This window comes from Gluconobacter sp. P5H9_a (assembly GCF_018812085.1).
Lineage (GTDB): Bacteria > Pseudomonadota > Alphaproteobacteria > Acetobacterales > Acetobacteraceae > Gluconobacter.
Window position 1 is genome coordinate 36768 of record NZ_JACRVW010000011.1, and the last position, 21380, is coordinate 58147.

The 21380-nt window shown below is 57.2% G+C and carries 22 protein-coding genes; 12 read left to right on the plus strand and 10 right to left on the minus strand.

What is annotated here, in order from left to right:
- Positions 1 to 15: 15 nt before the first annotated feature.
- From KP708_RS11095 to KP708_RS11105, 3 genes are read right to left on the minus strand one after another with little or no spacing between them, the layout of a single operon-like run.
- Positions 16 to 657 carry a YdcF family protein gene (locus KP708_RS11095; RefSeq protein ID WP_371822759.1) on the minus strand — a complete coding sequence of 214 codons (642 nt, stop codon included), beginning with the start codon at positions 655 to 657 and terminating at the stop codon, positions 16 to 18.
- A complete protein-coding gene (locus KP708_RS11100; protein ID WP_215750758.1) occupies positions 606 to 1505 on the minus strand; it encodes an FtsX-like permease family protein in 900 nt (299 codons plus the stop codon). The genes KP708_RS11095 and KP708_RS11100 overlap by 52 nt, the downstream gene beginning before the upstream one ends.
- Positions 1502 to 2179, minus strand: coding sequence for a cell division ATP-binding protein FtsE (locus tag KP708_RS11105; protein WP_046901269.1), 678 nt, complete (start codon positions 2177 to 2179; stop codon positions 1502 to 1504). Before KP708_RS11105 ends, KP708_RS11100 begins: the two co-directional genes overlap by 4 nt.
- Positions 2180 to 2301: 122 nt before the next feature.
- On the opposite strand from KP708_RS11105, the gene KP708_RS11110 reads away from it, so the two are divergent.
- The gene (locus KP708_RS11110; RefSeq protein WP_215750759.1) at positions 2302 to 2757 is read left to right on the plus strand and encodes a zinc-ribbon domain-containing protein; all 456 of its coding nucleotides are present in this window, start codon (positions 2302 to 2304) and stop codon (positions 2755 to 2757) included.
- A 9-nt stretch (positions 2758 to 2766) separates the two neighbouring features.
- On the opposite strand, the gene KP708_RS11115 is transcribed toward KP708_RS11110, so the two are convergent.
- A complete protein-coding gene (locus KP708_RS11115; RefSeq protein WP_086633011.1) occupies positions 2767 to 3177 on the minus strand; it encodes a hypothetical protein in 411 nt (136 codons plus the stop codon).
- A 117-nt stretch (positions 3178 to 3294) separates the two neighbouring features.
- Between KP708_RS11115 and KP708_RS11120 the strand changes: the two genes are divergently transcribed.
- From KP708_RS11120 to KP708_RS11140, 5 genes are read left to right on the plus strand one after another with little or no spacing between them, the layout of a single operon-like run.
- Positions 3295 to 5115, plus strand: a complete 1821-nt coding sequence (locus KP708_RS11120) for an ATP-binding protein (protein ID WP_046901272.1) — start codon at positions 3295 to 3297, stop codon at positions 5113 to 5115.
- The gene (locus KP708_RS11125) at positions 5112 to 7013 is read left to right on the plus strand and encodes a response regulator (RefSeq protein WP_215750801.1); all 1902 of its coding nucleotides are present in this window, start codon (positions 5112 to 5114) and stop codon (positions 7011 to 7013) included. Before KP708_RS11120 ends, KP708_RS11125 begins: the two co-directional genes overlap by 4 nt.
- Before the next feature lie 55 nt (positions 7014 to 7068).
- Positions 7069 to 7647: an ATP-dependent protease subunit HslV gene (gene hslV / locus KP708_RS11130; protein ID WP_200898348.1), complete on the plus strand. Its 579-nt coding sequence runs from the start codon at positions 7069 to 7071 to the stop codon at positions 7645 to 7647.
- A gap of 1 nt (position 7648) precedes the next feature.
- Complete coding sequence (hslU, locus tag KP708_RS11135; protein WP_215750760.1) at positions 7649 to 8965, plus strand: ATP-dependent protease ATPase subunit HslU; 1317 nt, start codon at positions 7649 to 7651, stop codon at positions 8963 to 8965.
- 14 nt (positions 8966 to 8979) lie between these two features.
- A complete protein-coding gene (locus KP708_RS11140; protein ID WP_211501406.1) occupies positions 8980 to 9414 on the plus strand; it encodes a SufE family protein in 435 nt (144 codons plus the stop codon).
- Positions 9415 to 9477: 63 nt separating this feature from the next.
- On the opposite strand, the gene KP708_RS11145 is transcribed toward KP708_RS11140, so the two are convergent.
- From KP708_RS11145 to KP708_RS11155, 3 genes are all read right to left on the minus strand, one after another.
- A complete protein-coding gene (locus KP708_RS11145; RefSeq protein ID WP_086633016.1) occupies positions 9478 to 9687 on the minus strand; it encodes a hypothetical protein in 210 nt (69 codons plus the stop codon).
- Positions 9688 to 9772: 85 nt separating this feature from the next.
- Positions 9773 to 10429: an energy transducer TonB gene (locus KP708_RS11150; protein ID WP_215750761.1), complete on the minus strand. Its 657-nt coding sequence runs from the start codon at positions 10427 to 10429 to the stop codon at positions 9773 to 9775.
- A 133-nt stretch (positions 10430 to 10562) separates the two neighbouring features.
- Complete coding sequence (locus tag KP708_RS11155; RefSeq protein WP_046901278.1) at positions 10563 to 12989, minus strand: glucose/quinate/shikimate family membrane-bound PQQ-dependent dehydrogenase; 2427 nt, start codon at positions 12987 to 12989, stop codon at positions 10563 to 10565.
- A gap of 304 nt (positions 12990 to 13293) precedes the next feature.
- Here KP708_RS11155 and rpmI point away from each other — a divergent pair, with 304 nt between their 5' ends.
- The 5 genes from rpmI to lpxB all read left to right on the plus strand — a co-directional run bounded on the left by rpmI (position 13294) and on the right by lpxB (position 18770).
- On the plus strand, positions 13294 to 13494 hold the full coding sequence (gene rpmI, locus KP708_RS11160; RefSeq protein WP_046901279.1) for a 50S ribosomal protein L35: 201 nt from the start codon (positions 13294 to 13296) through the stop codon (positions 13492 to 13494).
- Positions 13495 to 13509: 15 nt separating this feature from the next.
- Positions 13510 to 13869, plus strand: a complete 360-nt coding sequence (gene rplT, locus KP708_RS11165; protein WP_007282845.1) for a 50S ribosomal protein L20 — start codon at positions 13510 to 13512, stop codon at positions 13867 to 13869.
- Positions 13870 to 13970: 101 nt separating this feature from the next.
- Entirely contained in the window at positions 13971 to 15041 is a 1071-nt protein-coding gene (gene pheS / locus KP708_RS11170) for a phenylalanine--tRNA ligase subunit alpha (RefSeq protein ID WP_215750762.1), read from the plus strand.
- Between the two features lies 1 nt (position 15042).
- A complete protein-coding gene (gene pheT, locus KP708_RS11175) occupies positions 15043 to 17511 on the plus strand; it encodes a phenylalanine--tRNA ligase subunit beta (protein WP_215750763.1) in 2469 nt (822 codons plus the stop codon).
- A complete protein-coding gene (lpxB, locus tag KP708_RS11180) occupies positions 17508 to 18770 on the plus strand; it encodes a lipid-A-disaccharide synthase (RefSeq protein WP_215750764.1) in 1263 nt (420 codons plus the stop codon). Before pheT ends, lpxB begins: the two co-directional genes overlap by 4 nt.
- Here lpxB and trpS read toward each other — a convergent pair.
- Genes trpS through KP708_RS11195 form a run of 3 tightly spaced genes read right to left on the minus strand, consistent with a single transcriptional unit; the run spans position 18760 to position 20668 of the window.
- Positions 18760 to 19749: a tryptophan--tRNA ligase gene (gene trpS, locus KP708_RS11185; protein WP_099213243.1), complete on the minus strand. Its 990-nt coding sequence runs from the start codon at positions 19747 to 19749 to the stop codon at positions 18760 to 18762. The two genes, lpxB and trpS, sit on opposite strands and share 11 nt — an antisense overlap.
- Before the next feature lie 38 nt (positions 19750 to 19787).
- Positions 19788 to 20237, minus strand: coding sequence for a cytochrome c (locus KP708_RS11190; RefSeq protein WP_215750765.1), 450 nt, complete (start codon positions 20235 to 20237; stop codon positions 19788 to 19790).
- Positions 20234 to 20668, minus strand: a complete 435-nt coding sequence (locus KP708_RS11195; RefSeq protein WP_215750766.1) for a cytochrome c — start codon at positions 20666 to 20668, stop codon at positions 20234 to 20236. Before KP708_RS11195 ends, KP708_RS11190 begins: the two co-directional genes overlap by 4 nt.
- A 146-nt stretch (positions 20669 to 20814) precedes the next feature.
- Here KP708_RS11195 and KP708_RS11200 point away from each other — a divergent pair, with 146 nt between their 5' ends.
- Entirely contained in the window at positions 20815 to 21357 is a 543-nt protein-coding gene (locus tag KP708_RS11200; protein WP_215750767.1) for a thymidine kinase, read from the plus strand.
- Positions 21358 to 21380 lie beyond the last annotated feature (23 nt).

The following is a 21380-nucleotide window of genomic DNA, read 5'->3' on the forward strand; positions in this document are numbered from 1 at the left end:
GTTGCACAAGAGGCCTTAGTGAGGCGTAAGGCCAATCTTGCCGTCTGGCAGGCCCGTCAGATTACTCAGTTCTGCGCCTAGAAGTTTGAAATATTCCCGGATGAGTAAGTGCAGGGTCTGGCGGGACAGTGGCGCTTCCAGAGCTGGCGGGAGAACCGGATAAGGCACGAGTTCCAGATCTGGGGCAGTCCGGCTGAGCTCTATAATGGCACGGCGAATGTGGTAGCCAGCGGTAACGACCAGCAGGCTGTGCATCTTGTGATCTCTGGCCCACGTCGTGGTCTCATAAGCATTACCAATCGTGCTAACGGCACGGCGACCCAGAGTGACACGGCTGGCTAGATCGCTGGAAAGCGTCTGGTTCTGAAGGCGCACCAGTTGATCGAGTGTAACATGGGGCCCAACGCCAGAAATCAGTAGAAGCTGGCCATATCCGCCCTTGAGAAGGGTGAGGGATGTTTCGATACGGGATTGGCCGCCTGTGAGGGTGACGATGCCATCGCAGACAGTGGCAACGTGCGGTAGCTGTCGGGAATCGTGGATGAACCAGACGAAGCCAGCCGACCAGAGCACGGCAATAAGAAACAGCGAGGAAAGAAAGGCCTTCACGGCAATCGACGAAGCCACACGAGCACAACGCCCTGAGCTGTGATCCATCCCAGAAGAGCCGCAATGACGGGCAGGGCACCGAGCTCTTTTAGGAGGCTGAGAGGTAAAATGCGGAGTGTCGTCCACCAGCCATCCAGTGTTGTCGGAAAGGTGCTTGGGACGGTGGCCTGATGCATGAAGGGCGCGAGGGTTGTGGCAAGGGAGGTTGTCAGTGGCGTGAGGAGGACGAGGCCAGCCACGCCACCCATAAAGCTGAGGAGTGCAGCCCGATCGGCAATATGGCTGGAAATTGTAAAGTCCCCGGCGCCGAGGGAATGCACGATTTCCACAGCCCGTTTCTGGGCAGCGACAGAGCGGCGGACAGTGATGCCAATGGATAAAACGGCGATGGCTGCGATCAGGATAACGGCAAGCCAGGCGCACCCGACGAGACTTGTGCCCAAATGTTCAAGCCTTTGACCCCACTGCATGTCTTCCTGAACAATGGCCTCAGGCAGCGTATCATGAACAGCGGAGCTTAGGTTAGCGTCAGGCGTGTGGGCGACGATGAGGACGGTGGGCAGTGAGAGGCCCGGGAGACCTTTCCGCGCATCCGTAGGCTGACCAAGCCAGGGCGCCAGTAGATCCTGCACCTTGTCTGTGGAAAGCTTTTGCAGGTTGGTAACGCCTGGCAAGGCTTTGAGAGCGTGAATGAGTGCGTCCGTGCGATCTGAGGCGTTTGGAATGTCCGTCGGGATTTCGATGGTTGCAGCACTCCGGGCGGCCTGCGCCCAGCCATCTGCAAGCGCTTGGACACCGGTCAAACCAGCAAGGGCCAAGCCTGCCAGAAGGGTCATGAGAGCAACAAGCAGAGGGAGGCTGCCTGAGCGCAGACCGGGAGAGACGCGGCGGCTCACGCTATCGCCTCATTGGCATGCGGATCGAGCGTGCCATCACGGAGCATGATGGATGGGGCGGGAGCATCGCGCACGAGGCCTTCGTTATGCGTCGCGACAATCACGGTTGTTCCCAGATCAATCAGTTCCTGGAATGTTGCAAGAAGGCGTCTGGCCTGAGAATCCTCAAGAGCGTTTGTTGGTTCATCGGCGAGAAGGATATCGGGTCGTCCGATCAGGGCGCGTGCAATGGCAACACGCTGCTGTTCGCCTCCCGAAAGAGTGGTCGGCCGGGAATGGGCATGCGGGGAAACATCCAGCCAGTCCAGGACGGCAAAAACCTCTTGTCGAATATCGCGTTCGGAGCGCCCACGCAGACGCAATGGGAGAGCGACGTTGTCAAAAACATTCCACTCCCCGATCAGGCGGTAATCCTGTGGGACGAACCCGATACGTCTTCTCAGGTTCCGTAGAGTGCTTCGGCTGGCGCCCGTGACTGGGGTGTTGAGAATATCCATTTGGCCTGAGGCGGGTTTTGCCCCGAGTGTCAGAAGCTTGAGAAGGCTGGATTTGCCTGCACCTGATGGCCCGAGAAGCCAGCGGAATTCTCCCTGAGGGATTGTCAGGGTCATGCCGTGCAGAACAGGCTGCCCAACGCCAGCAGGTTTCAGGGAGACATCGCGCAGGCGGATCATATGAAAACGATCAAAGGTGTTGCAGGCGTATTAACCATTTATTAACTACAACCTCGTCATATGGGCAACCCAGTTGAGGTCAGACCGAGGCCGGTACGGTCTGATTTTTGAAGGATACCGTGATGCGTGTTGAATGTCCCCACTGTCATGCTGTTTTTGAAGTGCCTGATTCACTTTTGGAGCAGGCGCGGCGGCTGCGTTGCGCGAACTGTGGGGATAGCTGGCCTTTACAAGAGGCTCATGAGCCAGAGCTTGCTGATGACTTGTCATCGCTCAAGACCGAGACTGAAGAGCCTTCAGGCCCTGAAGCGTCACAGTCTTGTCCTGTTGGATTAAGCACGTCGGAAGCACGGGACGCCGCGAAACATGCGTTTGTTCTACATTCCCGGACAGTGACCCACGGTTTGGGCAAACCCGAGACTGTCGGGACGAAAATGATTGGAAGTCTTGGGGCGTGGAGTGCGGCGTGGGGGCTCAGCCTCGTTGTGATCGGCGGAGGCGTGGCCGCACTGTGGCACTGGAAGGCTGGGGAGCTGGTGACTTTATGGCCTGGTATCGGTCATGTCCTTACTCCCTGAGCCTAGGCTTTACATGTTACGAGCGGCCAGGGCGGACAGGGTGGCTCCGATGGCGGCAAGTCCCATCAGGAGAAAGCCGTCGAACATAAGGGAGCCTGGAGTCAGCAGGTGACTGCCGATCTGAAGATGGGTCGGCAGGGTGCCCGCTACATGGTTCATGATGTCTTTCGCCTGCGGGTCGGCACTCGCAGCACTCGTCGTAATGGCGTTCACGATGTGCGGAAGGATGTACCAGCCGAGACCAAGAATCAGGAGAAGCGGAGCGAGAAGCTCTGCGACCTGCTGGGCGAAGTAGAAGGCGAAATAGCAGATGGACCAGATGCCCGTCCGGATCAGCGCGCCGGTTGAAAGAGGGCCGCTTTCCCCGCTGCGGGAGTTGAGCAGGCGATCCGTCAGGTTGCGCGAGGGCTGAATGTCCATGAGATACGGCTTCCACTGATCCGGTAACGGGAGTTATCTTCGCCCCTTGGAAATCGGACGAACATCAGCTTCGGACTAGCTGCAAGAGGCCGTTAATGCAAACATTCCGTCATTCTCATGCTGCCTTCTGATCTTAAAGCTCCGCTCGGAGCCACAGAGACCGCACGTGTTCTGCTCGTGGAGCCGGATGATGCTCACGCCCAGCGGATCTGGCGTGTTCTTCTAAAGGAAGGCTTCACCGTCACCTGTCTCGGCAGCGGTGAAGCTGCTTTGGGAACGGTTGAGGATCTGATGCCTGACCTTGTGGTCGTGTGCTCTGAGCTACCCGGTATGACGGGTGGGCAGTTGGCGCGGCGTTTGCGGCTGGATGCCCTGACACGCACCATTCCGATCCTGATGCTGACGGAAGATGCTTTTCCCGGTGGTGAGCGAGAGGGGCTGGAAAGTGGGGCAGATGCCTATATTTCCAAATCCGCTCATCCTGACCTGCTGGTGTTGCGGATGCGGGCTTTGCTTCGGGAAGGACCGGAGCTTCTTCAGGTGGATGAGGCCTCTCGCTTTCGCCGGGCAAGAATTGTCATCGTCAATTCTCCCCGTGAAGAGGAGGAAGACGAAGAGATTACTGAAGACGCGCCCGAGACAACGTTGGGTGAGCTGCTCTGGCGTGATGGGCATACGGTCACGTCCATCGAGCGTTCAGACGATCTGATTGATGGTGGATGGTTGCGCGGCGCAGACGGCCCGGATTGTCTGGTTCTGGAACTGGGGAGCGGAGATGAAGATCTCAAGTTCTGCCGCCTTCTGGATGCGCGGCGTCAGGCTGTTCTGGAGGCCGGTGGAATTCCGTTCCGAACGCTTGGCATTGTGGAGGCCTCACGCTTCCGGAGGCAATCTTCCGGTGAATTCTTCGAGGCCGGCATTGATGATCTGGTTCCCAGCGACATTGCCATAGAAGCCCTCGCCATGCGGATCAGGACGCTGGCGCAGAGACGCATGGCGCAGGATGAGTTCCGGCAGCAGGAAATTGAGCGCCAGCAGAATGCGCTTACTTTGGAAGCTGCAAGAGCGAAGGCCGAAATGGCTGAAGCTCTGGCGCAGGCCAATATGGAATTGGCGCGCACAAACGAACAGTTGATTCAGGCGCAGTCGAAACTCGTGCAGACTGCCAAGATGGCTTCGTTGGGTGAGCTGGTGGCGGGTATCGCTCATGAGATTAACAATCCGCTCGCCTTCACAATCGCCCATGCCGACACAGTGGAGCGGACGTTGAAACGCCTTCAGACGCTGGGGAGCCCGGAGGATGGGGCGCCGCTCATGCAGAAGGGGATTTCACGCCTGGAATCCATGAAGCTCGGGTTGCAGCGGATTCAGAATCTCGTTTTGAGTCTCCGGCGATTTTCCCGGCTGGATGAAAGTTCATTCCAGACAGTCGATGTTCCTAGTGCACTTGAGACAGCACTGGCGTTGCTGGGACACAAGCTTGGCCCGGACATTAGAATTGAAAAGGATTTGCAGGCTCCGGCGCATTTGGTCTGTCAGCCTGCGTTTCTGAATCAGGTGGTTATGAACATTATTTCCAATGCGGCCGATGCATTGGCGGATATCTCGCCTGAGGGCGGCCCTGTGCAGGGGCGTATTGTGATCAAGTCCCGTCTTGAAAATGGCCGGTATGACATGACGATCAGCGATGACGGTCCGGGTTTGCCGATGGAACTGAGAAACAGGGTGTTTGACCCGTTCTTCACGACCAAGCCTGTTGGAACAGGAACAGGTTTGGGGCTTGCGATAGCTTATAGTGTGATGGAAGCCCATGATGGCATTATCGAAATTACAGATGCCCATTTGCCGGATGGGCGCGGAATAGGGGCGTGTTTCCGGCTCAGCCTTCCCGTCACAATGACGGAAGATGGGCCGGTGGCAACGGGACGTTCCGTATGAGTGTGTGGAGCGTGAAGGGGCCATTACGTCCCCGTATTTTGCTGGTGGACGACGAGGAAGAAATCCTCGTTGCCCTGGAAGATCTGCTGGAAGACCAGTACGAAATTCTTGCAACGACGGATCCGCTGCGAGCTTTGGAGCTTTTGCGGGCGCATCCGGATGTTGCCACCATTATCTCCGATCAGCGGATGCCTGGACTGACGGGGGATCAGCTTTTGATGCGGGCGCGCGAGTTTTCGGATGCGCGCAGTATTCTGCTGACGGGCTATGCGGATCTGGATGCTGTGGTGTCTGCCCTGAACCTCGGGCAGGTGCAGGCTTACGTGCACAAGCCCTGGGATTCGGACGCGCTTCGGTCTCTGGTTGGGGAAGTGACGCAGCATTGTATTGCCCAGCGGGCGCTGCAGACGGAGCAGGCTCTGTTGCGGGGCTTGATGGATGCCCTTCCGATGGGGCTTGTTTTTTCTGATGCTCAGGGACGCTGTATTCGGAGCAATGTGAAAGACGTTGCGCAGGATTTTAACGACGAACTGATGCACTTCCCGGAAGTACTGCGTGATGATGTTCAGCAAATGCGCGAGAATGTCCGTAGTACGGGGCAGGAAGAGCGACTGGTTGCTGAAGTTCTGCCCGATCATGACGGAGGAAGCGTTCAGCGCTGGCACGAATTGAGCCGCCTTTCTCTGGCCTGGCCTCAGGGCGTGCCGACGGAAGACCGATGGCAGGTCAGCATGGACCGGGACGTTACGCAGCGAGTGCTGATGGAAAGCCGTCTGCGGCAGGCGGACAAGCTTCAGTCCCTGGGCACATTAGCCGGGGGAATTGCGCACGATTTCAACAATCTTCTCGCTGCCATTTCCGGGTCCCTGGAATTGCTGGAAGATATGGTGGACCTGGATGAGACATCCGGTGCTCTGGTGAAGAACGCTATGGAATCTGCGCAGCGTGGTGCTGTGTTGACACGGCGGTTGCTTCAGTTTGGGCGTCCACGTGAGGCACGCCTGGCACCGGTGGCGTTGCAGGATCTTCTGCCGGGGCTGGAAGCGCTTCTGGTCCAAAGTCTCAAGCGTCGAAGTGGCGAAAGAAGTGTGGCTTGCAAGCTGTCGCTTGAGGATATGCCTGCTGATTTCCCCGCGGTCTGGTCGGATCAGGATCAGCTTGAAATGGCGCTTCTGAACCTCTGTGTGAATGCTCGTGATGCCATGACGCGGGGTGGAACGGTGTCGGTGTCGGCGCGTGTGGTGGGGCAGAAATTCACGACGCTGCCTCCGGAATGTTGTCTGGATCGTGCGGTGGCCATTGATGTGGTCGATGAAGGTGAGGGCATGTCACCCGAGGTGATGAAGCGGATTTTTGATCCATTCTTCACCACCAAGGACGTCGGGCGTGGAACGGGGCTGGGCCTTTCCAGCGTGTATGGCTTCCTGAGCCGGAGTTACGGCGAGATCGTTGTGGACAGCACGCCTGGCAAGGGGACGTGCATGACGTTGCTGCTTCCTGTCGTCCGAAGCGATGTCGTGGCAGATCTGGTGGCAGACGATGAAAAACCTCATTCCCTGAAGGTACTGGTCGTCGATGATGAGGCGCCGGTTCGTATGGTGACGGAGGGTTTCCTTCGCCATGACGGGCATAATGTAGCCGCGGCGTCGTCTCTGGCGGAAGCTTTGACCCTGACAGACGAAAATGGTCCATTCGATCTGGCTGTGATTGATATGCGTATGCCAGATCATGATGGCCCAACCTGCGCAGCCATTCTGATGGACAAAATGCCTGAGCTGAAAGTGCTGTTCATTAGTGGGCACACAGATGCGCAGTCTGAAAATGTGCCGTTGCCCAAGCCCTTTACACAAAAAGGGCTTCAGGATGCGATCCGGCGGCTGATGCAGGGGGCAATATAACCTGACAGGAGTAGTCCTCTTGTCAGGCGCTATATCCGCACCATCTTTTTGAGTGATGTCTTACCAAATCACTCCCCACGATCCGGTCGGCTGGCATGGCACGACCATTCTTTGTGTCCGTCGCGATGGCCGGGTGGCCATGGCGGGGGACGGCCAGGTCTCCCTCGGGCAGACCGTTATCAAGGGTAATGCTCGCAAGGTTCGGCGAATTGGCCCTCACAGCAATATCCTTGCGGGTTTTGCCGGTGCCACGGCTGACGCCTTTACCCTGCTGGAGCGACTTGAAGCGAAACTTGAGCGGTATCCAGGGCAGCTTGAGCGGGCCTGCGTCGAACTGGCGAAAGACTGGCGCACGGACCGCTATCTGCGGCGTCTGGAAGCCATGATGCTGGTGGCTGACGCAGACCGCTCTTTCACCCTGACCGGAAATGGCGATGTGCTGGAGCCGGAAGACGGCATTGTGGCCATTGGCTCCGGCGGAAATTACGCACTGTCTGCAGCGCGGGCATTGATGACGGTGGAGGGCCTGAGCGCCGAGGAAATCGCGCGTCGGTCCATGAAAATTGCCGGTGATATCTGCGTTTACACGAACTATTCCGTGACGCTGGAAACACTAGGCGGGGAGGCCTCCTGAGATGTCTGTTCCAAATTTTGCCCCCCACGAAATCGTATCCGAACTTGATCGCTTTATTGTTGGTCAGTCCGACGCAAAACGTGCAGTTGCCATCGCGATGCGTAATCGCTGGCGCCGGTCCCAGCTTCCTGAAGGCTTGAAGGATGAGGTTGTTCCCAAAAACATTCTCATGATTGGCCCTACAGGTTGCGGCAAGACAGAAATCGCCCGTCGACTGGCCAAGCTGGCGCAGTCTCCGTTCCTGAAAGTGGAAGCGACCAAGTTTACGGAAGTTGGCTACGTTGGGCGGGACGTGGATAGTATTGTTCGGGATCTCGTTGAGGTGTCTCTGACCATGCTGCGTGATGGACGCCGCAAAGACGTGCAGGAGAAAGCTGAAGCCGCGGCTGAAACCAGGCTTGTTGATGCGCTGGTTGGCGAAGGCGCGACAGCCGACACCAAGGTAAAGTTTCGCCAGATGCTGCGAGATGGCGCTTTGGAGGACAAGGAAATTGAAATCCAGATTGCTCCTGATCCACAGCGCGGTAAGGAGGGCGGCGATATTCCAGGGCTTCAGCCCGGGCAGGTCATCAGTTTCAACGATATGATGAAGGGATTCATGAACCGGATGCCTTCTCGCAAAAAGCTGAAGGTTTCGGTGGCCCGCGAGCAGTTAATCCGTGAGGAAGCGGACAAACTTCTGGATGATGAAGCCCTGACGCGCGAAGCCATAGAGCACACCCAGAACCATGGCATCGTGTTCCTGGATGAAATCGATAAGGTTTGTGCGACATCTGAGCATGGGACTCGGAGCGGAGATGTCTCTCGTGAAGGTGTGCAGCGTGATCTTCTTCCGCTGATTGAGGGGACGACCGTCAGCACGAAGTATGGCTCGGTGAAGACGGACCATATCCTGTTTATCGCGTCCGGAGCCTTTCACATTGCCAAGCCTTCAGATCTTCTGCCGGAATTGCAGGGGCGTCTGCCTATTCGTGTGGAGTTGGCTGGTCTGAGTAGGGACGATCTGAAGCGTATTCTGCTGGAGCCTGAGCATTCGCTTCTGAAGCAGTATGTGAGTTTGCTGGGTACGGAAGGTGTGACGCTGGAATTCGGTGATGATGCCGTGGATGCTTTGGCGGAACTGGCGGCTGATATTAACGAGCGTGTTGAAAACATTGGGGCTCGCCGTTTGGCAACAGTTCTGGAAAAGCTGCTGGAGGACGTCTCATTTTCTGCATCTGACCGGAAAGGCGAGACCGTGAGGGTGACGGCAGAGGATGTTCGTGACAGGGTGGCGCCGCTTGCCCGCAAGGGTGATTTGAGCCGCTTTATCCTGTGACGGAGACGTTTTTTGTGAGTGATGCCTTTCTTGCCCCTCAGGAAGAGACGGCGACCGCTGCCATCGAGGAAATTGAAGCCGAACTGGCGATGTTCGACGACTGGATGGAGCGGTATCAGTATATTATTGAAATGGGCCGCAAACTTCCGGCTTTCCCTTCGGAATGGCAGGACGATGTCCACCGTGTTCCGGGGTGTCAAAGCCAGGTCTGGCTCGAAGCGGAAGACCGTGATGGTAAGCTCTTCTTCGCTGGGGCTTCCGATGCGGCCATTGTTCAGGGATTGGTAGCCCTTTTGCTGAGAGTGTACTCAGGGCGAAGCCGTGAAGAGATCCTTCAGACGAGCCCGGTCTTTTTGCATGATATGGGACTGGTCAAAGCACTGTCCACGAACCGTGGGAATGGTGTTGAGGCAATGGCTCAGGCGATCCTCAAGCGTGCCGCTGCCTGACGATCTCAGTCTTTCAAAAAAGCCCCTGCCAGCATCTGCTGACAGGGGCTTTTTTGTTTGAGCTTAGTGAGCGGGCTGAGCAACCTGCGGAGCTGTTACGTCACACTTTGTGAACTTGCCTTTGGCATCCCGGCAGGCCTTCGGCTTCTTCGGTGCTTCACACTTGGTGAATTTGCCTTTGGCGTCCCGGCAGGGCTGAGACTTGGCATGTGCGAACTGGCCGCCGAAAGCGACGGTAGCGAAGGCAAGAAGAGCAAATTTGCGAAGGGTCATGCGTAGCCTCTGTGCAGTTTTTGCCCTGAACCGACAGGGCTTTCGATGCTGATTATGGAATGGACCAGCGTGCAGACACAAGATTTCAGCGGAACCCGTCATTCCGGTCTTTCGCGTCTGACTCCCAGTTTATGTTGCCATGATAGGGGGCTGAGATGGGTTGCCCGTCTTTCATAGCTGGAAGGTATCTGGCCAGCGTGAAATAGGCGAGCGCTGCCCGTCGTAAAATTTCGGGCCCCGGGCTGGCGATGCAGTCATGCGCGATGCCTGCAGTATCAACCTGACAGGTGACGGCTACTCTTCCTGTAATATTTCTGTCGTTCGCAAAGTCTGGATAGTAGGGGCGTGGAGTGTGCTGATGATCCACGACGGGGACGGTTGCTGTTCCTTGGGCCTGGAAGGGAATGGTCTTTTCCCAGCGGCCTTCAACGGGTTTGCTGTTTTCGTATGCTGGAAGAAACTTGGATGAATAGGCATAGGCTTCTGCTGCAAGTGCGAAATCCGGTGCGCTCGCTGAAGTTTCGCAGCTTTGAGGCTGACCGTCCTTTGTGATGACGCAGACAATATGCGCCGATCCCGAATGCCGTAGTTCAAGTTCAGCCGGTGGATAGACGAGACGCCCGTGATGGCTCGGATCCAGAACTGCCGTTACGGAAGCAGTATCATCGCTGTGGGCTGGAGACGGAGCAACGGCGATGAGGCCAAAGATGGCCAGAGCCATTCCAGATCGAGAAAAATGCATGGTGCCCTTACTTTATGGAATATATTTCATAACGTAACGAGAGCTTAGAAAGCTTTTGCCGGGACTTGAAGACAAAAAAAAGGGGCACCCGAAGGTACCCCTTTTTCTCGATAACCAATGGCTTACTCAATGATCACTTCTGATCAGCGAGGCTGTAAGCAATCAGGTCGTCGCCCATGACGGTCGGGAAGGAGTTGTGGCCACCAGCATAGGTGACAACGAACTGCTTTCCATTGACCGCATAGGTCATTGGCGTGGCTTGCGCGCCAGCTGGGAGGCGATCCTGCCACAGGGTCTTGCCTGTCGTCAGGTCGTAGGCGCGGATGTAGTAGTCCATCGTGCCCGTCAGGAAGCCAACATTGCCAGCCGTGGAAAGCGGGCCGCCGAGGCTCGGGACGCCGATCTTGATCGGAGGCAGCGGAATGGGCAGGGAGCTGCCGTGCATGGAATCACGGAGCGTACCGTTACGATGCTGCCAGACCACCTTGTTGGTGCGCAGATCGATACCGGCCACATAACCCCACGGCGGCGTACGGCAAGGCATCTTGATGCCAAGCGGCAGCAGGACCGGGTCCATGAACGGATGCAGATCAACAGCATATGGGATGCCGTAGTTCGGCTGCAGACCGGTTTCGCCACCAGAGCCCTTTGCGTTCGGTTCCGGCCATAGCGGGTTACCCGGACCACGGGGAACCAGACGGGAGACGAATGGCAGGGAGATCGGGTTGGCAAATGCCACCTGGCGCTGCGGATCGACAGCCAGACCACCCCATTCGAACATGCCAAGGTCGCCCGGGAAGATCAGAGATCCCTGGAGTGACGGCGGCGTGAACGGACCTTCATAGCGAAGGGAGTGGAAGTAGATGCTGCAGAACATCTGATCGAAGATCGTGCCACCCCAGATATCGGAATCGGAGAGGGCTGCCTTCGGACGCAGACTCAGCTGAGACATCGGCTGCGTTGGGCTGGTGTGATCGCCCGGTGCGGCGCCACCAGGAACCGGTGTTTCCGGAGCCGGGACGACTTCCTTGCCCGTACGACGATCAAGAACGAAAATGTCGCCAGTCTTCGTCGGAACGTAGATGGACGGAACAATCGTGCCGTCTTTCGACGTGATGTCTACGAGGCTCGGCTGGGACGGGGCGTCCATGTCCCACAGGTCGTGGTGAACAGTCTGGTAATACCAAGCCAGCTTACCCGTCTCTGCGTTCAGCGCGACGATACCCGGAGCAAAGCGCTCGGATTCCTTGGTGCGGTAACCGCCCCACTGATCCGGCGTACCAACGCCCATTGGGATGTAAACGAGGTTCAGGTTCTTGTCGTAGGACGACACGATCCAGGAGTTTGGAGAGTTCGGATGGAAGACCGGATGATCCGGGTCTGGCATCTGGTTCGGGTCAGGGTTGGATGCGTCAAACACCCACACGCGCTTGCCGGTATAAACGTCAAATGCCTGCGTTGCGCCCGATGCCTGCTTGATGGAGCCGTTATCGGTGATGGCGCTGTTGGCAATGATCAGCTTATCGGTGATGACCGGCGGAGACGTCGGTTCATACATGCCTGGCGTGGTGTAAGGCTGGTTCGGCAGGCGCAGATCCAGTTCACCGTCGTTTCCGAAGCCAGAGCACTTTTGCCCGGTTTCAGCATCGACTTCGACAAGGCGACCGTCATTGACGGGCAGTACGATACGCTTGGCGCAATCGGTTGGAGCCGGATTGCCATCGCTGTCCGTGGCATCCGCCGGTGTCTGGTGGAAGCTCACGCCACGGCACGTCAGATGCTGGAAGCCTGGGTTGATCTGCAGATGCGGATCGAACGTCCATTTGACGTGACCCGTTGCGGCATCAACGGCCCAAAGCTTCTGGTGCAGCGAGCACAGATACAGCGTGTTGTCGAATTCAATCGGCGTGACTTCGTTGGTTGCTTCGCCTGGATCGTTCGGTCCCATCAGATCCTTGGTGTGGATGTGCCATGCCACCTTGAGGTTCTGAACGTTGGACGAGTTGATCTGCTTCAGCGGAGACCAGCGATCGCCAGCCTGCGTGCGGCCATAAGCGTGCCACTCGCTGTCTGGAACGTTGTCTGCGTCGACTGGTGCTGCGTTGGTCAGCTCTGTTGGCAGGTTGCCGCTGATGTCGTGCGGGTCTGTGAAAAGACCGGCAGCAAGAACCAGTACGGCGAGACCGACGGAGCCTGCCAGGGGAAGGACAGATGCGCGTGTGCCGCCGATCTGGCGGGACACGAACGGGATCAGCAGCCAGATGCCAAGAATGATCACGATGTCGGAGCGGGGAACCAGTGCCCAGAGGTCGAGACCGACCACGGAGAGTTCCCATACGACCGTCGCGAACACTACAGCAGCAAAGAGCCACAGTGCGGCCGGGTTACGGCGCCATGCGAGGAAGGCAGTCGCAAGAAGTGCGATGCCGAGAAGGAGATAATACAGGGGGCCGCCGAGGGAAACGGCCCATGCGCCGCCCACGGTAAGGATCGCGCCACAAAGCGCGAAGACCGCGGCCGTGATCAGGGCCCAGAGCCCTGGCCGGGATGATGTGCTCATGATGTTCCTAGAGCTGTTATTTGGTGCAGCACTTGACCTTCGGACAAACACATAGAAGCGCTTTAAGAATCAAGATGTCAGATGGTTCATGTTGCTCACGTCACTGTGAGCGAGATCACAGTGACGTGACTTGAACAAAGAGGCGTCTTTTGCTTGCACGCTAAAGAAAATAAAGTCCTTGGCGGAATCAGTTCGATGGGATAAGGCAGCCGCTCCGTGTACGCGTCCGGGCCATAAGTGGCATGCCCGGCCGTGCAGAGTCCCGCTCCGGTGGGACCAATCGTTTACGGCGAGGGAGACCGAAATGCCCAAGATGAAGACGAAGTCGTCGGTCAAGAAGCGGTTCAAGATCACCGCGACCGGCAAGGTAATGTGCGGCCCAGGCAACAAGCGCCACGGCCTTATCAACCGCCCGCAGAAGATGAAGCGCACCAACCGTGGTCCTCAGACCATGACGGATATGGACGCAAAGACCATCAAGCAGTGGGCGCCCTACGGGCTCTAAGGGAGATTAAGGTACATGGCACGTGTTAAGCGGGGCGTAACGACGCACGCCCGTCACAAGAAAGTTCTCGATCTCGCTAAGGGTTACCGCGGCCGTTCGTCTACGAACTACCGTATTGCTCTCGAGCGCGTTGAGAAGGCGCTGCGCTATGCGTATCGCGACCGTCGCAACAAGAAGCGTGATTTCCGCGCTCTGTGGATCCAGCGTATCAACGCTGCTGTCCGTGAGCACGGTCTGACGTACAGCAAGTTCATCAATGGCCTGGACAAGGCTGGCATCGAGATCGACCGTAAGGTTCTTGCTGCCATTGCTTTCGACGACGCAGCTGCTTTCGCAGAAATCGTCAAGAAGGCACAGGCCGCTCTCGCAGCCTGAGCTATTCAGACCTGATCCCCACGTGTGGGGGCTGGTGACTGGCGGGCCGTCCTGTTATCAGGGCGGCCCGTTTTGTATTTGTACTGTAAGCGATGGGCGGTATGGCTGACGATCTCGACACGCTGAAGAATGAAACTCTTGCTGCGCTGGGCGCTGCTCAGGACCGCGCGCAATGGGATGCCGTTCGCGTTGGAACGCTGGGCAAGTCTGGCGCTCTCACCGGGCTGCTCAAACAGCTTGGCAAACTCGACCCCGAAGAGCGCAAACTGCGCGGACAGGCTTTAAACCGCCTGCGGGACGAATTGACCAAGGTGATCGAAGATCGCGGTCGGGAGATTGAAGAGGAAGCGCTTCAGGCACGCCTGAAAGCCGAACGGGTGGACATCACGATGCCTGTGCCGTCCGTGGTGACAGGTGCCATTCATCCGATCAGCCGCACCATTGAGGAAATGACAGCCATCTTTGGCGCCATGGGTTTTTCCGTCGCGGAAGGGCCTGATGTTGAAAGCCAGTGGCATAATTTCTCGGCACTCAATACGCCGGACCATCATCCGGCCCGGACTGAGCACGATACTTTTTATCTTCCGCCCAAATCAGGCAGCAATGAACCGCGTGTTCTGCGGACCCAGACGTCTGGCGTTCAGATCCGGACCATGATTGGTCAGAAGCCACCCATCCGCATCATTGCTCCCGGCCGCACGTATCGTGCCGATCATGACGCAACCCATTCCCCGATGTTCCATCAGTGCGAAGGGCTGGTCATTGACCGCAATATTACTCTTGGGCACCTCAAGGGCTGCCTGATCGAATTCCTGCGCGTCTACTTCGACAAGCCTAATCTGCCTGTGCGTTTCCGTGCGTCTTATTTCCCATTTACCGAGCCTTCCATGGAAGTGGATATTGGCTGGTCAAAAGCCACGGGCGAGATTGGCGGTGGGTCGGACTGGCTGGAAGTTCTGGGGTCCGGCATGGTGCACCCGCGCGTGCTGGCCAATTGCGGCCTCGATCCGGCCGAATGGCAGGGCTTTGCGTTTGGCATGGGCGTCGAGCGTCTGGCCATGCTTAAGAACGGTATTCCGGATCTGCGGTCGTTCTATGAGAGTGACCTGCGCTGGCTGCGTCACTACGGATTTTCCGCTTTCTCTCCCGCCACGCTAACGGAGGGCGTGTGACATGAAGTTCTCTCTCTCCTGGCTGCGTGAACATCTTGATTTTACAGCGTCTTGCGAAGAGATCTGTGCCCGTCTGAACGGCATCGGTCTTGAAGTTGAGAGCGTTGAAAACCCAGCCGAGAAGTTGGCAGGTTTCAGAACGGCCAAAATTCTGGAAGCGCATCGTCATCCGGATGCGGACCGTCTTCAACTTTGCCGTGTCGCTGCTGGTGCGGGTTATGAAGATCTGCAGGTCGTGTGTGGCGCGCCGAATGCGCGTGCGGGCCTACATGTGATTTTTGCGCCTCCGGGGACGTATGTTCCGGGGCTGGATATCACCATCAAGAAGGGCAAAATCCGCGGCGAGGAAAGCGGCGGTATGCTGTGTTCCCTGCGTGAGCTGGGCCTTGGTGAAGAGAGCAACGGTATTGCCGAACTGCCAGAAACGGCTCCGATCGGTGAGGCTTATGCGACTTACGCCGAGCTTGATGACCCGGTCATTGAAATCGCGATTACACCGAACCGTGGCGATGCGCTGAGCATTCGCGGTATTGCGCGTGATCTGGCTGCAGCTGGCATTGGTCATCTCAAGCCATGGCTGACGGAAGCTCTTGAGGGTGATTTCGAATCACCGATCTCGTGGAAGTCCGAAAATCCTGACTGCCCGTACGTGGTAGGCCGTGTCATTCGTGGCGTGAAGAATGGTCCAAGCCCGAGTTGGCTGCAGCGCCGTCTTCAGGCGGTTGGCGTGAAGCCGATTTCGGCTCTGGTGGATGTCACGAACTACCTCACATATGATCTCGGTCGGCCTCTGCATGTCTTTGATGTTGCGAAACTTTCTGGCAGCACCCTGACCGTGACCCACGCGGCACGTGAGACTTTCACGGCGCTGGATGGCAATGAGTACGTCCTGGGGACGGACGATATGGTGATCGTCGATGATGCTGGTGTGCAGTCGCTTGCGGGCATCATGGGTGGTCAGCAGAGCGGTGTGGATGAGAACACGACAGACGTGTTTGTTGAATCCGCGTTGTTCGATGCTGTTCGGATTGCTCTGACTGGCCGCCGTCTCGCCATTCATACGGATGCCCGTCAGCGTTTCGAGCGCGGCATTGATCCTGCGCTGGTTCGTAGCGGCCTCGAAGCGGCCACAGCAATGATCCGTGACTTGTGTGGTGGTGAGCCGAGCGAAATCACGGAGGCTGGCGAACTCCCCAATTGGAAACGCACGGCTACGCTGCGTTTTGAGCGTCTGGCAACGTTGGGTGGCGTCACTATTCCTGCGGATGAGGCGGTGCGGTCTTTGGAGCATCTCGGCTTCGAGGTCGTTGAGCGGAAAGACGAGGAGGCAACTTTCGCCGTTCCTTCCTGGAGGAATGACGTTGCGTCCGGTCAGGTTCTGGCTCAGTCCGTGACACTTGATGAGAACGTTGCCGCAAAGGCAGCAGCGAATGTTCCGCGCATGGAAGCGGAATGTGACCTCATAGAGGAAGTGCTGCGTCTTTATGGGCTGGATGCTGTGCCGGCTGTGCCACTCCCTCAGTTGGCCATGGTCGCGGCTCCTGCAGTCACGCCTCTTCAGGCGCGTGCAGCGCTGATGCGTCGTATCTGTGCAGCACGTGGGATGATGGAGACGGTTGGTTTCTCCTTCGTCGCTCATGAAGACGCGGTTCTGTTTGGTGATGTGCCCGAAACGCAGCGTTTGCTGAACCCTATCGCTATGGATCTTGATCAGCTGCGCCCGACGCCGCTCGTCAATCTGGCGCGTGCACTCGGCCGTAACCTGGCGCGTGGTCTGGGGCTTTCTGGCGAAGGCGCATTGTTTGAAATCGGTCCATGTTTTGATTTCGAAGGTCAGCACCTGCGTGTTGCCGGCTTGCGAGGCGGATTGACGGCTCGTGAACCCGGTCAGGCGGCGCAGGAAGCAACGCTTTGGGATGCTAAGGCGGATCTGACGGCTGCGCTGACGGCGCTTGGTGTTCCAGAAGCCTCTTTGTCTGTCACGGCAGATGCTCCGGGCTTTTATCATCCGGGTCGGTCAGGTCAGGTACGGCAGGGTCCTAAACTGGTTCTGGGTAGCTTTGGTGAACTGCATCCTCGCACAGCACGCGCGCTTGGTTTGACAGGGACTGTTGTAGCTTTCGAGCTGTATCTGGATCGTATCCCTCAGCCTAAGGCTAAAAAGAAGACCCCTCCTGCGCTCTCAGCGCTACAGCCAGTGCGTCGTGACTTCGCGTTCCTTGCTGGGCCGGATGTTGAGGCGCAGGCTGTTCTCAAGGCCGTTCGTATGGCCGACCGGAACCTGATTCAGGATGTTCGCCTCTTTGACGTCTTTGAAGGTGGTAGCCTGCCGGAAGGACATCGTTCTCTCGGTGTTGAGGTTGTCCTACAGCCGCAGACCGAAAGTCTGACGGATGTCGGCCTTGAAGCGCTTTCCAAATCGGTGGAAGCTGCGGTTCTCAAGGCAACAGGAGCTACGTTGCGCCGATGAACTCTCTTCCAGAATCCGAACTGGCGCATCAGCCGGGCAATAGGGCCTTCCAGCCGGGGGCTCCCACGCCTCAGCATGGGCGCGTGATTTGGATTCTGGCGGGGGAAGCCAGTGGAGACGTGATTGGTGCACGTCTCATGCTGGCGCTTCATGCGCAGGACCCTACGTTGGTGTTTGCCGGAGTCGGGGGTGGCCGCATGGAAGCCCTTGGGCTTCACAGCCTGTTCCCGATGAGTGATCTGGCTGTCATGGGGCTTGTGGAAGTCTTGCCACGGGTCAGGCATTTGCGGCAGCGGCTTCTGGAAGCTGTTCAGGATATTGAGCTTCGTAAGCCTGATCTGGTTGTCACAATAGACAGCCCGGGTTTTGCACTTCGACTTCTTCAGAAAATTGAAAATTCCGGTTTCAAGCGCGTTCATTACGTTGCGCCGCAGGTCTGGGCCTGGCGCGAAAATCGCGTCAAGGAATTCCCCGGGCTCTGGGATCGGTTGCTCTGCCTTTTACCGTTTGAGCCTGAATGGTTTGCGCAAAGAGGACTGGAAGCGCGGTTCGTCGGGCATCCGGTGTTGCAGTCGGGTGTGAGACAGGGAAACGCTGCCCGCTTTCGGACGCGGCATAATATTCCTGAAACGGCACCCGTCCTGATTTTGATGCCGGGAAGTCGGCGGTCTGAAGTTCCAAAGCTGTTGCCAGTTTTTCGGAAGATGCTGGATATTCTGCGTAAGACGCATCCGGATATCTGCCCGGTGATACCGGTTGCTCCGGTCATTGCGCCGACCGTGCGCAACCTTATTCGTAAATGGCCCGTACAGCCGCATATCGTGACTGATATTCACGATAAGCACGATGCATTTGCAGCGGCTCAGTGCGCTCTGACAAAGTCGGGGACGTCCACGCTTGAGCTTGCTATGGGCAATGTGCCGATGGTGGTGACGTATCGGGTGAATCCGCTAACTGCGATGATGGCGCGTCGGATGATCAAGGTGCCATACGTGGCAATGGTCAATCTTCTGGCCGGACGTGAAGTCGTTCCGGAAATGTTGCAGGAGAACTGCACGCCTGAAAAGCTGGCGGATATGGTCTCAAAGCTGCTTGATGATCCGGCAGCGGCAAAGAAGCAGCAGATGGCATTTGAAGAGGTGCTGGAAAAGCTCTCTCCCGCCGTTGGTACGCCTGCGGATGCAGCCGCTGCGGAAATCATGGATCTTCTGGACGAGCCGGTGTCCCGCTCGTCCAAGAAGAAAAAAATCAGCGAATAAAGCCGACCAGTCGCTCTGCTTCCTGCACGATTGGCTCGGAAATTTCACGGGCCCGGTCGGCACCTGCGCGCAGGACGGAGATGATGTGGTCTTCGTTCTGCATCAGGCGGGCTGTTTCGGTGGCAACTGGCCCAAGTTTTTCCACGAGCAGATCGGCCAGAGCGTTTTTGAACGGGCCAAAGCCCTGTCCACCGAAACGCGCCAGAACGTCAGACATCGTTTCGTCTGACATGGCCGCGTAAATAGCCACCAGATTGCGGGCTTCCGCCCGGTCTTCCAGTCCCTCAACGTCGCTTGGCAGCGCGTCGGAATCTGTCTTGGCGCGGCGAATCTTCAGAGCGATTTCGTCCGGGGTATCTGTCAGGACAATGCGGCTCTGTTCGGAGGGGTCCGACTTGGACATTTTCTTCGTACCGTCGCGTAGGCTCATCACGCGGGCTGCCGCTGGAGGAATAAAGGCCTCGATCTGCGGAAAGAACTCCGTACCCATATCATGGTTGAACTTCTGGGCGATGTCATTGGCCAGCTCAATATGCTGCTTCTGATCGTCACCGACGGGGACGCGGGTCGCGTGGAACGCCAGAATGTCCGCAGCCATGAGGTTCGGATAGACATAGAGGCCCGCTGAGTGGTTCTCGCGGTTCTTGCCAGCCTTGTCTTTGAACTGTGTCATCCGGTTCAACCAGCCGAGGCGGGAAACACAATTGAAGATCCATCCCAGTCGCGCATGGGCGCTGACGGCAGACTGGTTGTAGAGGCGTGTCGGTTCAATGCCGGTTGCCAGAAGGCAGGCTGCCGAGCCAAGCGTCTGACGACGCAGGTCTTCCGGATTCCAGGGCATCGTGATCGAGTGCATGTCCACGAGGCAGAAGACACAATCATGGTCTGCCTGCATGGCCGCCCAGTTGCGGAGTGCACCCAGGTAGTTACCCAGATGAGGAATGCCAGTTGGCTGAATGCCGGAAAATACACGCTGCATGATGGATCTGTCTTCAGCTTTGGGGAAAGGTCATGCTCTCAGGGAAGCGGCTGCTTCTGCTCCAGGAGCTGTCGTTCTTGGTAACTCGCTGCCGGATCACCCTGCTGTGCACGTGCACTGGCGACCTCGGCTGGCGTAATGGTGGGGGAAGGCTTGATATTGCCGCGTGCAATCAGCCAGTTCAGAGTATCAGCAATCTGCTGGTCCGTGAGGCGATCACGATATGCGGGCATGGAATAGTTATAGCGATAGCCCTGCGTGGTGAAACCGCCGCGAAGGCCGTTCAGAAGAACATTTGCGAGATAGTGGCGACCTTCAGGTGTTTGGGCGATGAAATCCACACGCCCCACCAGGGGTGGTGTCTCACCCGGCATTCCACTTCCGCCATGGTGGCAGATACCGCAGTTGGGCCCATAAACGGCTTGGCCAGCCGGTTTCTTCCCGCAGCAGGCAAGTGCGAGACAACCAAGAAAAGCGATCCGTTTCATGGGAGAGGGGACTGCTGTTCCAGTTTCTGGCGTTCAAGCAGCACTTCCTGAGGTGACAGCGGATGTTTGCGCTCTTCAGCGATCTCAGCAGCCGTGAATGTTGGGCCCCCTGCGGCCATTTCTTTTCCTCCAACAAATGTCAGGATCCGTGCAATTTCATCATCCGAAAGGCGATGGAATGATGGCATGGAACTGTTGTAAGGAGCGCCACCCGCTGTGATCGGTCCGTCAAGACCATTCAGCAGCACGTGGATAATGTAGCGATGGCCTTCCGGAGTCAGGGCAATATGCCCAACCCGCCCAAATATTGGAGCAACGGCTCGCACCTGCCCGTGGCCACCATGATGGCAGATACTGCACTCGTTGGAATATTCTCGAGGGGCCTGCTTACGATTTTCCCACGCATGGCCAACCACAAAGACAATTGCCATGAAAATGGCAATAAACAGGGGAAGCCGGATTGCTGGGTCTAATCTGATCACAGAAGGTTTGTCGCATTTTCATGGTGCGTTCAGCAAGGGTAGCTCTTGGCAAAACCGTCTCGATAGGGCTCATGGGCGCATCAGAAGGAGAAAGCATGAGCGGCAAGGGACGTCTGGTACTGTATGTGGGGCCAATGTTTGCAGGAAAATCCTCGCATCTGATCAAGGCTGCGTCTGCGCATGAACGCGTTCTGGCACTGAAGCCGGGATTCGATACGCGTGACGGTGCAGAACTGGTTAGTCGGGATGGCTCACATTTCGCAGCGCGTTCCGTGCGGCGCTGGCCGTCTCACTCTGAGGACTATTCACACATTGTTCTGGATGAAGTGCAATTCATGGTCTCACCTCATTACGAGGGAGATATCGTTTCAGAGTTGCAGTCGGCCCGATTGCGCGGAGCAACTGTCACTGTCGGCGGCCTGGATAGCGATTATCGCCAGGAGCCGTTTGAAATTGTATCGAGGCTCATGCAGTTCGCCGATGAAATCATTCATCTGGAAGCTCGGTGCCATGTTTGCAATCAGCCGGCCCAGTGGACTGCTAAGACACATGAGACTGGGCATCTTCTCGAAACGGGAGATCAGGAGCTTTATGAGGCGCGGTGCAATGAGCATTGGTGCCTGCCAGAGGGGCCTTGAGGCCTCTCTGACAGGGCTTAAAT

Coding starts and splice junctions, on each gene's coding strand:
- KP708_RS11110 (WP_215750759.1), top strand. CDS start 2,302: ATGCGTGTTGAATGTCCCCACTGTCATGCTGTTTTTGAAGTGCCTGAT.
- hslV (WP_200898348.1), top strand. CDS start 7,069: ATGTCTTACCAAATCACTCCCCACGATCCGGTCGGCTGGCATGGCACG.
- KP708_RS11190 (WP_215750765.1), bottom strand. CDS start 20,237: ATGAAACGGATCGCTTTTCTTGGTTGTCTCGCACTTGCCTGCTGCGGG.
- rpmI (WP_046901279.1), top strand. CDS start 13,294: ATGCCCAAGATGAAGACGAAGTCGTCGGTCAAGAAGCGGTTCAAGATC.
- KP708_RS11200 (WP_215750767.1), top strand. CDS start 20,815: ATGAGCGGCAAGGGACGTCTGGTACTGTATGTGGGGCCAATGTTTGCA.
- pheS (WP_215750762.1), top strand. CDS start 13,971: ATGGCTGACGATCTCGACACGCTGAAGAATGAAACTCTTGCTGCGCTG.
- KP708_RS11125 (WP_215750801.1), top strand. CDS start 5,112: ATGAGTGTGTGGAGCGTGAAGGGGCCATTACGTCCCCGTATTTTGCTG.
- trpS (WP_099213243.1), bottom strand. CDS start 19,749: ATGCAGCGTGTATTTTCCGGCATTCAGCCAACTGGCATTCCTCATCTG.
- KP708_RS11195 (WP_215750766.1), bottom strand. CDS start 20,668: ATGGCAATTGTCTTTGTGGTTGGCCATGCGTGGGAAAATCGTAAGCAG.
- KP708_RS11150 (WP_215750761.1), bottom strand. CDS start 10,429: ATGCATTTTTCTCGATCTGGAATGGCTCTGGCCATCTTTGGCCTCATC.
- lpxB (WP_215750764.1), top strand. CDS start 17,508: ATGAACTCTCTTCCAGAATCCGAACTGGCGCATCAGCCGGGCAATAGG.
- KP708_RS11155 (WP_046901278.1), bottom strand. CDS start 12,989: ATGAGCACATCATCCCGGCCAGGGCTCTGGGCCCTGATCACGGCCGCG.
- KP708_RS11145 (WP_086633016.1), bottom strand. CDS start 9,687: ATGACCCTTCGCAAATTTGCTCTTCTTGCCTTCGCTACCGTCGCTTTC.
- hslU (WP_215750760.1), top strand. CDS start 7,649: ATGTCTGTTCCAAATTTTGCCCCCCACGAAATCGTATCCGAACTTGAT.
- KP708_RS11115 (WP_086633011.1), bottom strand. CDS start 3,177: ATGGACATTCAGCCCTCGCGCAACCTGACGGATCGCCTGCTCAACTCC.
- KP708_RS11095 (WP_371822759.1), bottom strand. CDS start 657: ATGGATCACAGCTCAGGGCGTTGTGCTCGTGTGGCTTCGTCGATTGCC.
- KP708_RS11105 (WP_046901269.1), bottom strand. CDS start 2,179: ATGATCCGCCTGCGCGATGTCTCCCTGAAACCTGCTGGCGTTGGGCAG.
- rplT (WP_007282845.1), top strand. CDS start 13,510: ATGGCACGTGTTAAGCGGGGCGTAACGACGCACGCCCGTCACAAGAAA.
- pheT (WP_215750763.1), top strand. CDS start 15,043: ATGAAGTTCTCTCTCTCCTGGCTGCGTGAACATCTTGATTTTACAGCG.
- KP708_RS11120 (WP_046901272.1), top strand. CDS start 3,295: ATGCTGCCTTCTGATCTTAAAGCTCCGCTCGGAGCCACAGAGACCGCA.